Here is a 9,417-nt window from a genome sequence, read left to right as displayed (position 1 = left end):
CTATCCTAAAAAAATATTCAATTACAAAACGCCTAGAGAATTATTTTTATGTGGCTAATTTATTCTTGCAATTTAGGGACTTGTATATTAAAAAATTTTTTGAAAAATTTTTTAAAAAAGTGTTGACAAAGCAAAATAAAAGTTGTATAATATACAAGTAATCGTAACGGGGTGTAGCGCAGTTTGGTAGCGCACGTGGTTTGGGACCATGGGGCCGGGAGTTCGAATCTTCTCACCCCGACCAATTCTTATGAGTTTTCTCATAGGAATTTTTTTTTGCAAATTTTCTAGCCCAACTTCGTTGACTTGTCAACAATAGTGTAGCCGTAGGGTCATATTGAGCCGTTTGCGTAGTAAACATGTCGAAGTATCTTCATTCATGCTACTTTAGTTACCTTTAGTCAATTTTATTTTATAAAAAAAGTAATTTTAATATGTTTAGTATAACAAAAATATAAAGGAGATATAAAATGAATTTAGAAAAAAATACAAAAATCGGAGAATTAACTCAAAAATATCCAAAAGTTAGAAACTTTTTAAAATCTTTAAGCGAAGAATATAAAAATCTTGATAATGAAGAACTTTTTGAAATGATAAAAGACATTACAACACTTGAAATGATTGCCATAAAAGGTAGCTTTGAGTTTGAAGATTTAAAAGAAAAAATAGAAAATTTTATTAATGCCTAAGCACTAAAAAAGAGAAATGAAAAAATCATTTCTCTTTTAGTTTATACTCTCTAAAAATTTACAAATATCTATATATACTTTCTCTTTATCGATTTCGTTTAATATTTCGTGGCGCATTTTAGCGTAAAGTTTTAATTTTACATTCTTTATGCCAAGCTCTTTATACATTCTGTAACTCTTTAAAACGCCTTTTCCATATTCTCCAACAGGGTCAGCTTTACCTGAAATAAAAAGTATGGGTAAGTCTTTTCTCACCTTTTGAACATTATTTTTATCAGATATTTCTTTTATCAAAGTCATTAAATCCAAGTAAAATTTATTCGTACAAAGAAAACCACAATTTTTATCCAAAATATAGTCCTCAACAACTTTTTCATCTCTTGAAAGCCAATCAAAATCAGTATTTTTATCCTTTATTTTGGAATTATATCCCTTAAAAGCAAGTTTATTTACAAATTCACTCTTTTTAGTTGCCCCTTTTGAACTGAACATTCTAGCTAACAACATAGCCATTCTATGTTTCATTCCATAAATTCCGGTAGTCCCACAAATGATTGCTCCGTCAACTTGGTTGGAATATTCATTTAAAAAATTTCTAACGATTATAGAGCCCATACTATGACCAAAAATTACAATTTGCCTACCGGGAAATTCATTTTTTATATACTTATTAAGTGCATAGACATCTTCAACGAGTTTTATATTCCCTTTTTCATCAGCAATATGCCCTTGAATTTCATCATATTCTACACTTTCTCCATGTCCTCTATTATCCATTCCAAAAGTTTTTATTCCTTGCTTTTCTAAAAATAAAGCAAAGTCTTTATATCTCTTTATATGCTCAGCCATTCCGTGACAAAGCTGTAAAATCATTTTAGGATTCTTTAAATTTTCAGCAAAGTCAACACAATGCAATCTCTTTTCATCAATACTAGAATATATGTAAAACTCCTTCATAAAACACCTCTAACGATATGATACCTTTATTGTACCACAAAACCTTTGAAAAATACAGTTTTATAAAAATTTATTTGAAACAAAAGTTAAACAGAGTACCGTACTTTAAGATCACACAGTCGATTGACCCCATAAAAAAAACTCATTTCTAGTAAACTAAAAATGAGTTTAAAAACTAAAGCGCTTCTGCGTGATATGAACTTCTTACTAATGGTCCTGAATTTACTCTTAAAAATCCCATTTTAAAAGCTATATCTCTATATCTGTCAAATTGTTGTGGGTGAACATACTCTTTAACAGCGATATGGAATTTTGTAGGTTGTAAATATTGTCCAACTGTTACCATATCACAGCCGACATCTCTAAGTGCTTGGAATACTTCTACAACTTGTTCTTCTGTTTCTCCAAAGCCAACCATAAGTCCTGATTTTGTTTTAAGTCCACATTCTTTTGCGTATTTTAAAACTTCTAAACTTCTTTGGAAGTTTGCAGCAGGTCTTACTTTTGGGTAAAACGCTGGAATTGTTTCAACATTGTGGTTTAACACGTCAGGTCTTGTTTCATAAATTATATCCAAAAGTTCTTTTCTTCCTGACATATCCGGTATTAAAAGTTCTATTGTCGTTTTTGGATTATATTTTCTAACTTGTCTTACAACTTCGGCGAATTGATGCGCACCTTCGTCTGGAAGATCATCTCTGGTAACTGACGTTACAACAGCATGTTTTAATTGTAGGATTTGAACTGCTTTTGCCAAATTTTCCGGTTCGTTTAAATCAACCGGATCAGGCGTATGTCTTGTTACGTTACAAAATGTACAATTTCTTGTACAGTTTCTTCCAAGAATCATAAAAGTTGCAGTTCTTCTTGAATAACATTCCATTTTGTTTGGACAATTTGCTTCGTGACAAACAGTATGTAATTTCAGTCCTTCAACCATACTTTCAACATCTGATGTATTTTTATCTCCCTGAATTTTTAATTTTAACCATTCAGGCTTTCTCATTATTTCTGCTTTTTTTCTTAGCATATTGCACCTCTTAAAATAATTTAATTATGTCGCCAATGAAAATTTCTTTATCCATTGACTTAATATATCTATCAATTTCAATATCTTTAAGTGCCTCTGCAACCGACTCTTTAGAACATTGAACACCTCTTAATATACTACACAATCTATCTATACCCAATTCACTAAAGAAATCTCCCTCAATAGAAATGTCTTTAATTTTATCATCTTCAACATCAAGCCCTATCTCAACAACTCCACAAGAATATTTTTCAGCTTTTCTATTCTTCTTTAGTGAGCCATTTCCGTAGTTCCATTCCTTTGTTGCAAAAAGAGAATCACGAATTTCGTAAATTTTTTTCATCTCTTCTTCGGTTAAAATTGTAGTATTTGTAATTCCATATTCCCCTTTTATGTATTCGATAGCTTTATCCATAAAAGTTTCAACGTCCATATCAACCATATCTCCGATAAATCCAACCCTTGACCTAACTGATTGAACGGCTTTTCCTTTAAACTTTATATCTCTTGATTTTAATGAATTTGTCAAATTATATAAATTTGCTTTAAATAAAAATGTTCCGTGATGTAATATTTTTTCTTTATTTTGATATTGAGCATTTCCACTTACCTTTGAGCCGTCTATCTGAATATCATTTCTTCCCGTAAATTCAGCATTAAGTCCTAGAGAATTTAAAAAGTCAACAACAGGCTTTGCAAATTTTTTAAAAGAAGAATCTACATCTTCTCCTGTTTTTTTAGTGATAAAACTATATTGCATATTTTCCGTATCACAATATATCGCACCACCACCTGATAATCTTCTAATTACGTCCATATTGTTTTCGTTTGTAAAGTCCAAATTAACTTCCAAGTCAATATTTTGATACCTTCCAATCAAAATACAAGGTCTATTTCTCCAAAGCATAAAAATATCTTCATCATAATTTTCCATTAGATAAAGCTCTATAGCGTGATTTAACGCAGGGTCAAAGTTTTTATTTTCAACAAAAATCATATCATCTCTCCATAAAATTAAATTTTTTAAATCAAATATATTTTACCACAAATTAGAATATAAAAATAGTCCTAAGCAAAAAGGAAAATCATTTTGATTTTCCTAAATTTTTAAAAACTTTTTTAAATTTTGCAAAATTACTATTGCAACCAAAACTACAATACCGGTTAAAACCATTGTTCCACCGGGTTTTAAACCTCTATAAAATGAAATTGTAATTCCTGAAATTGTAAATATCGTTCCAAACAAAACAGAGTAAATAACTGTTTGAAAATAAGATTTTGAAAGCCTTAAAGCACAAGCAACAGGCACAACCATAAGTGATGAAACCATTAAAACCCCAACAGTTCTTGATGCAATAGAAATTGTTAAAGAAATTAAAAATGTAAAAACTATATTAACAGCTTGAACTTTAATTCCTGCAAGTCTTGCTCCAACTTCATCAAAAGAAACATACAAAAGCGCCTTATATAAAACTACAAAAGCCACCATAACAACTATGAAAACAAGTGTAACAAGCATAACTTCAAAGTCGCTTATCGCAACAATACTACCAAATAAAAAGCTGTTGAAATTGGCAGCACCCTTTACAAAATCAGAAAGCACTGCTGCAAGTCCAATCCCCAAACTCATAATTATAGCAGTTGATATGTCCGAATTTTTTGGAAAATATCTTCTCATAATTTCTATGGAAAAACTTGCAACTGCACAAGATATTATCGCCGTTATAATTGGATTAACTCTAAAGATAAGTCCGATTGTAACCCCTGCAAGAGAAACGTGAGATAGAGCATCTCCTATCATAGAATTTCTCTTATTTACCATAACAACCCCAATGCAAGGTATAACAATGGATAACATAATTCCAACTAAAAAAGCTCTTCTCATAAATTCAAGTTGAAACATTATCTCACCACTACTTTCTTATCTTTTATTTCCACAACTTTTGTAAGATTGTCCTTCATAATCTCAAGCTCGTGAGTTACAAGCAAAATTGTAATTCCATGTGCGTTGTTAAGATGATTTAAAATCTTAAAAAGTTGTTCTTTACTCTCTTTATCTATTCCTGTCGTAGGCTCGTCAAAAATCAAAATCTTCGGATTGTTTATCAAAGACTTTGCAATCATAATCCTCTGTTGTTGCCCCCCGCTCATTTTATTTATCGGTGTATGTGCAAAATCAAGCATATTAACCTGTGCCAAAGCTCTCTTTGCAAGTTCAATGTGTTTTTTTCTTGAAAATTTTAAAAATCCCATTTTATCATAAAGATTTAGAGTTACAATCTCTAAAGCCGTTATCGGAAAATTAGGTATGCTATTTGCATTTATTTGTGGAACATAACCGATTTTGTTCCAATCTTTAAAATTTTTAATATTTGAATTTGAAATAACAATTTCTCCACTTGAAGGTGTAAGCTCTCTTAAAATCAGTTTTAACAAAGTAGATTTTCCACTACCATTTGCCCCGATAATAGCTATAAAATCCCTCTTTTGAATATCAAAAGATAGATTTTCTAAAATATTCACGCCTCCATTATAAGAAAAAGTTAAATCTTTTATAGAAATAATACTCTCCAAACTATTCTCCTACTTTGTAGCTTCAACTAAAGCCTTTAAATTTTCTTCCATCATTTTAAAATAGTCTTTATTTTCCTTAGCTTGTTCTTCAGTTTGACCTTCTATTGTATAAAGCATCTTAACTTGTCCACCAATTTCCTTTGCAATAGTTTCTTCAACTTTACTTTCACTAAGTTCTTCATAGAAAACATATTTTAAGCCCTCTTTTTTAGCTTGTTCAACGATTGATTTCATCTTTGCTAAATCTGGTTCTGATTCTGAATTCAAACCTTCGATTGCAATTTGTTTTAAACCGTAATCATTGAAAAGATATGCAAAAGCCTCGTGAGAAGTTATGATTGACTTTGTTCTTGAATTTTTCAATTCATCAGAATATTTTTTATCTAACTCATCAAGTCTATTTTCAACCTTTTTTAAATTTTCTTTATAGTAACTTTCATTAGCCTTATCCATAGAAATAACTTGCTCGCAAATATTCTTTGCAACAACCTTCATATTTCTAAGACTTAACCAGATATGTGGGTCATATTTCCCATGACTATGATGCTTTTCTTCCTTTTCAGTCATAGGTTTTACAACGTCTTTATTTTCACCTTTATGTTCATGTTCGTGTTCGTGTTCGTGTTCGTGCTTATGTTCGTGTTCATGATCCTCACCTTCTTCATGATGATGCTCTGTTTCTAACAAATTAACACCCTTTGAAACCTCAACCAATTTCAAATCTGTAAGTGCTAATTTAAATTTTTCAGTCCAAGTTTCCAAGTTTAAACCGTTTACTAAAATAACACTACCTTTATATAAGTCTTTCATATCCTTAGCAGTCGGCTCCCAATGATGAACACCTTGTCCATTTGGAATTAAATTTTTAACTTCCATTTTATCTCCAACAATTTCCTTCGTTATGCTTTGTAGTGCATAAAATGAAGTGTATATTGTTTGTTTTTCTTCTTTTTGATTATTTTTTACATTATCTTTGCCACAAGCTGTAAAAAGTGATATAATAAGGACAAAGGAAATGATTTTTGATAAGATTTTTTTCATAATCTACTCCTTTAAATTTTGTTTTGCGAATATTTACATTTGCAAATAAAACGCATTTACATAAACATTATTATATAACTATTTTAAACAAAAATCAAGCAAAGGAGTTATTTATGAAAAAAGTTTTTTTGAAAATTTTAAAAGATAATGATTTAAAAATCACAAAAAACAGATTAGCTATACTAAAAGAATTACAAAAAAGAGAAGTTCCGACAACAGCCGAAGACATTTACAACGCAATCTCAACAAAAGACGAAAAATATAGCATATCAAGTGTTTACAGAGCATTAAATCAATTTTGCGAAAAAAATATTGCAAAAAAGACCGCAGAAATTGACGGAACAACATATTTCCAATTAAACAACGGACATATACATAGCTTGATTTGTGAAAAATGCAAAAAAATAATTCCGATAAATCATTGCCCGATACATAGATTGATAGACGATATTGAAAACAAAACAGAATTTATCGTAACAGGACATCACCTAGAAATAAAAGGAATTTGCAAAAATTGTAGGGAAAAACTGTCAAAAGAAGAACTTGAAGAAATAAAACATTCAAAAGAAGAAGAAAAACATCATACACACACTTGTAAAGACGAACATTGCATATAAATAAAAAATTTTTTAAAAAAGTATTGACAAAAATTTTATAAACTGGTATAATATACAAGCATTGAAAAATGATAAAGTTTGGTGGGTGTGGCCTAGCTGGTTAGGGCGTCAGATTGTGGCTCTGAAGGTCATGGGTTCGAATCCCATCATCCACCCCATTTATGCAGGAATGGCGGAACTGGCAGACGCGCTAGACTTAGGATCTAGTGTCATTGACGTGGGGGTTCAAGTCCTCTTTCCTGCACCAAAGCTCGAGAAATCGAGCTTTTTTTGTGCTTAAATAAAAAAGAAAAAAACTAATTTCATTTTTTCCTTTCTTGCATTAAAAAAGCAACTATCATTTTTGATAATTGCTTAATTTTTTTGTTTTATTTTAATTTCATAATAAGAACTTTTAATCCGTTAGTCGATTCAAACTCTGGAATTAAAGTAAATCCAAAATTTTCATAAAAACTAATTAATTTAGGATTATCTTCACACTCAAGCCATACATATCTTGCACTAATTAAACTCTTTACTTTTAACAAAGTATTATAAGCTAAAGTTAATAATTCATTTCCGCTTATAGCATCTCCGTTTAAACTATTTGAATAATTCTTTCCTAATTGTCCGATTAAATAGCTATTTATATAATAAGATCCATTCTCCAACTTTTCACCCTTTTTACATAATTTTCTTTTTTGACTATTTGATAATTTTCTATAATTTCTATCTCCAATAATTAGCTTTTTATTAGCTAAAGAAAAATATCCAACAAGAGTTGAATTTTTAAACACTAAATGAGTTGTAGAAATTGATGATTTTTCAAATTGTATAGCTTTATCATGTAAAAAGCATTCAACATCATTTATTTCATCCGATGGAATGCTTTTAAAAGTTTTTAATATTCTATCAGTTTTCAAATCCCCTAAACTATCTAAAAGATCTTGTAGTAAAATTATTTTAAATTCCATATTATTTTTTAACAAACATCTTTCTTATATCTTCGGTATTACTAACATTAGAAGATTTAACATTTACAACTTTTGCCTTACTATCCTTATCTAATGCTTTTAAAAGATTGTCTACTGATTTTCTATTAAATTTCAATTCACTTGTAAAACTCTTTGTAGCCATATTAACCTCCTAACCTTATTTATTTTTTCACACAAATAAACTATCTAATGTACTTATATTATACCCTATAATTATAAAGCTTTCAACACATTTTATAGTATATTTTGCACTTTTTGTATAATATTTTTAACATTTTTTAATCGTTGTACTATACATAGAAATTAACGCTTATTTGTAAATAAATATAGAGTGATTATTTTTAATCACTCGCGCATTAAAAAAGCAACTATCATTTTTGATAATTGCTTTTTGTGTTATTATCCTTAACTAATAAGGCTTATTACATTTTTAATATACTTTCGGTTAAAACTTTAGAAAAATTTATTCCTTTTCGCTTACTTTTATGCTAAAATAAATATGAGTTTATGATTCTTGTGTAAAAGAATATTTATTTCATCATATTTACCTCTTTGAATTTATCAAAATGGAAATATGTTCCAATTATTTTAGTAAGGAGTAATTATGAAAAAAGTCCAAAACATTGAAAAGACAGATTCTAATTTTAAAGATTATATTTTATTTGATATAGAAACGACAGGTCTTAGCAGAACTAAAGATTTTATGTATATGTTTGGAATTTGTGAAAAAAAAGGTAATGAGCTAATTTATTCCCAATATTATATCGAAGATGAGAGCGAAGAAAAAGAGCTTATTTTAAAAGTTAATGAAGTTTTAAATTCTAAAAAAGTTATTTCATATAATGGAGATAGGTTTGATTTTCCTTTCATTAGAAAAAAAATGGAAAAATACAATATTCCTCAAAATAGTTTTGAAAATGTGGATATTTATAGACAATTTCAAAAATTAAACTTTTTTCTTGATGAACCAAGTCTTAAAGCGATAAATTTAGGAAAAAGATTGGGTCTTGACGTTCACGACCATGTAAACCAAGAGGAAATGCCGAAAATTTTTCAAATGTATCAGGAGCTTAAAGATAAAGAAATATTATCTAAACTTATCTATCATAATTATATCGACCTTAAAGTTTTAAGCTACATTTATGAATACAAAAAAAATATTTTGGATAAAATTTTGACGATAAAAAACAAAAACTTTTCAGGAACGATAAAAACAATTTATCTTCAAAAGAACAATCTTGTTACAAGGCTTACAAATACAGAAAAGAAAAACATAAATTTTCATCAAAAAAGCTACAATATAACAAGCAATTCTGATGAAATAAAAGTCGAATTGGAATTAGAAAACGGAATAATCGAAAACAATACAAAAGCAAAAGTCTTTAAATCAAAGTACGACAACAAACTCTTTAAAGACTCCAAAAACCTAAATGAAAATTTCATTCTAATCATAAAAGACAAAAAAATAATAAAAGAAAACTTACTTTTTCTACTAAATTTAATTTAAGAGAGCTTTAGGAGCATTCAGTTAGGGA

Annotated in this window: 11 protein-coding genes and 3 tRNA genes; 6 read left to right on the top strand and 8 right to left on the bottom strand. The window is 29.0% G+C overall.

The annotated features are described in order from the left end of the window. Positions 1–167: 167 nt before the first annotated feature. Together IBJ83_RS00575 and IBJ83_RS00570 are read left to right on the top strand one after the other, a co-directional pair. Positions 168–244 (top strand) — tRNA-Pro (locus tag IBJ83_RS00575). A 226-nt stretch (positions 245–470) separates the two neighbouring features. Then, a complete protein-coding gene (locus IBJ83_RS00570) occupies positions 471–689 on the top strand; it encodes a DUF1858 domain-containing protein (RefSeq protein WP_201274929.1) in 219 nt (72 codons plus the stop codon). Between the two features lie 36 nt (positions 690–725). Here the strand turns inward: IBJ83_RS00570 and IBJ83_RS00565 are convergent, their stop codons facing one another. The 6 genes from IBJ83_RS00565 to IBJ83_RS00540 form a co-directional block, all read right to left on the bottom strand. After that, the gene (locus IBJ83_RS00565; RefSeq protein ID WP_201274928.1) at positions 726–1,646 is read right to left on the bottom strand and encodes an alpha/beta hydrolase; all 921 of its coding nucleotides are present in this window, start codon (positions 1,644–1,646) and stop codon (positions 726–728) included. A gap of 175 nt (positions 1,647–1,821) precedes the next feature. After that, positions 1,822–2,676, bottom strand: coding sequence for a lipoyl synthase (gene lipA / locus IBJ83_RS00560; protein ID WP_201274927.1), 855 nt, complete (start codon positions 2,674–2,676; stop codon positions 1,822–1,824). Positions 2,677–2,686: 10 nt separating this feature from the next. Then, a complete protein-coding gene (locus IBJ83_RS00555) occupies positions 2,687–3,673 on the bottom strand; it encodes a lipoate--protein ligase (RefSeq protein ID WP_201274926.1) in 987 nt (328 codons plus the stop codon). 102 nt (positions 3,674–3,775) lie between these two features. After that, positions 3,776–4,579 (bottom strand): metal ABC transporter permease, encoded by an 804-nt coding sequence (locus IBJ83_RS00550; protein WP_201274925.1) that lies wholly within the window; start codon positions 4,577–4,579, stop codon positions 3,776–3,778. Further along, positions 4,579–5,250, bottom strand: coding sequence for a metal ABC transporter ATP-binding protein (locus tag IBJ83_RS00545; RefSeq protein WP_201274924.1), 672 nt, complete (start codon positions 5,248–5,250; stop codon positions 4,579–4,581). Before IBJ83_RS00545 ends, IBJ83_RS00550 begins: the two co-directional genes overlap by 1 nt. 9 nt (positions 5,251–5,259) lie before the next feature. After that, complete coding sequence (locus IBJ83_RS00540; RefSeq protein ID WP_201274923.1) at positions 5,260–6,291, bottom strand: metal ABC transporter solute-binding protein, Zn/Mn family; 1,032 nt, start codon at positions 6,289–6,291, stop codon at positions 5,260–5,262. A 113-nt stretch (positions 6,292–6,404) separates the two neighbouring features. Here IBJ83_RS00540 and IBJ83_RS00535 point away from each other — a divergent pair, with 113 nt between their 5' ends. The 3 genes from IBJ83_RS00535 (at position 6,405) to IBJ83_RS00525 (ending at position 7,155) form a co-directional block, all read left to right on the top strand. Continuing rightward, the gene (locus tag IBJ83_RS00535; RefSeq protein WP_201274922.1) at positions 6,405–6,908 is read left to right on the top strand and encodes a Fur family transcriptional regulator; all 504 of its coding nucleotides are present in this window, start codon (positions 6,405–6,407) and stop codon (positions 6,906–6,908) included. Between the two features lie 81 nt (positions 6,909–6,989). Next, a tRNA-His gene (locus IBJ83_RS00530) sits at positions 6,990–7,066 on the top strand. A 5-nt stretch (positions 7,067–7,071) separates the two neighbouring features. Then, positions 7,072–7,155 (top strand) — tRNA-Leu (locus IBJ83_RS00525). A 121-nt stretch (positions 7,156–7,276) separates the two neighbouring features. Here IBJ83_RS00525 and IBJ83_RS00520 read toward each other — a convergent pair. Together IBJ83_RS00520 and IBJ83_RS00515 are read right to left on the bottom strand one after the other, a co-directional pair. Continuing rightward, entirely contained in the window at positions 7,277–7,810 is a 534-nt protein-coding gene (locus IBJ83_RS00520; RefSeq protein ID WP_201274921.1) for an N-acetyltransferase, read from the bottom strand. A gap of 52 nt (positions 7,811–7,862) precedes the next feature. Further along, positions 7,863–8,024, bottom strand: a complete 162-nt coding sequence (locus IBJ83_RS00515) for a hypothetical protein (RefSeq protein WP_197415921.1) — start codon at positions 8,022–8,024, stop codon at positions 7,863–7,865. 462 nt (positions 8,025–8,486) lie between these two features. Between IBJ83_RS00515 and IBJ83_RS00510 the strand changes: the two genes are divergently transcribed. After that, on the top strand, positions 8,487–9,389 hold the full coding sequence (locus tag IBJ83_RS00510; RefSeq protein ID WP_201274920.1) for a ribonuclease H-like domain-containing protein: 903 nt from the start codon (positions 8,487–8,489) through the stop codon (positions 9,387–9,389). Positions 9,390–9,417 lie beyond the last annotated feature (28 nt).

The organism is Parvimonas parva, from assembly GCF_016552165.1.
GTDB classification, from domain to species: domain Bacteria; phylum Bacillota; class Clostridia; order Tissierellales; family Peptoniphilaceae; genus Parvimonas; species Parvimonas parva.
This window is presented reverse-complemented; position numbering and strand designations above follow the sequence as displayed.